Consider the following 1,132-nt stretch of genomic DNA (forward strand, 5'->3'; position numbering starts at 1 on the left):
GTCGGCGGTGCGGCCGGCCAAGGTGGGCAGGAAGCCGACGGCACCCAGGCCGATGGCGGAGCCGGCGGTATCCAGGGTGACGGCGCCGCTGCCGGCAAGGCGGGGCTGTACGGCACTACCGGTGCTACCTATGCCGTGTGGGCCCCGACGCCCCCGTTCTGATCGACCGATCGCGTGACCAATTTCGAATCAGCACAGTTAGGAAACTCGGATGGCTAAGAACGACGGTCGGGTTGTGCGTCAGCGGCAGCGGGGCCGTCGGGTGGCGGGCGCTGCTACGGCGGTGGGCGCGTTTCTGGCGCTCGGGTTGACGCCGTTGGCGGTGCCGCCGATCGCCCATGCCGATATGGAACTGGACTGGATCGTCGACCTGCTGGGGCCGACACTCGGTGACACGTTGATCGGTTCGTCCGGTGATTTGCCGTGGGCAGCGGAGTCCACTAATCCGGATACATTGACCGATTTGGTCAATAGCTGGCTTTACGCCCCGATGTATGACCTCGGGCAGCTGTGGATCACCAGTTCGGTCGGTGCCTTCCTCGACGAGTACCTAATCAACCCGTTGCCGCAGTTGCTCTTCGGCCAGGATCTGATCGGCAACGGAGCCGATGGTATCGATGGCGGCACCTTGGCCGAGGCCGCCGGCGGCGCCGGCGGATTGTGGTTCGGCGACGGCGGTGCCGGTGGCGTTGCCGCTGACGGCGCCGGCGGCGCCGGCGGGAATGCCGGGTCGTTCGGCAACGGCGGCGACGGGGGTGCCGGTGTCCTCGGTGGCGATGGCGGTGCCGGCGGCGCCGGCGGCTGGTTCATGGGTATCGGCGGCGACGGCGGTACCGGCGGAGCCGGTGCGCTGGGCATCGACGGCGGCCTCGGCGGTGCCGGCGGTGCGGGTGCCGGCCTGTTGTTCGGCAACGGTGGTGCCGGCGGTGCGGGCGGCATCGGTGGAACCGGCACGGTAGGCGCCGCGGGTGGCGCCGGTGTCACCGGCGACAACGGCGGTGTCGGCGGGGCCGGCGGCAACGGTGGTGCCGGCGGCCGCGGTGGTTGGCTGATCGGATCCGGCGGCAACGGTGGTACCGGCGCACTGGGCGGCGCCGGTGGTGTCGGCGGTGCCGGCGGCAACGGCCTGGAC

The 1,132-nt window shown here is 70.9% G+C and carries 1 protein-coding gene; it reads left to right on the top strand.

The window, feature by feature from the left end; genetic code table 11:
• Positions 1-211 precede the first annotated feature (211 nt).
• Positions 212-1,132: PGRS repeat-containing protein (locus tag BN4346_RS47960; RefSeq protein WP_407695171.1), on the top strand; the 921-nt coding region annotated here is incomplete at its 3' end.

The sequence above is a fragment of the Mycolicibacter icosiumassiliensis genome (genome assembly GCF_900078685.2).
GTDB classification, from domain to species: Bacteria; Actinomycetota; Actinomycetes; order Mycobacteriales; family Mycobacteriaceae; genus Mycobacterium; species Mycobacterium icosiumassiliensis.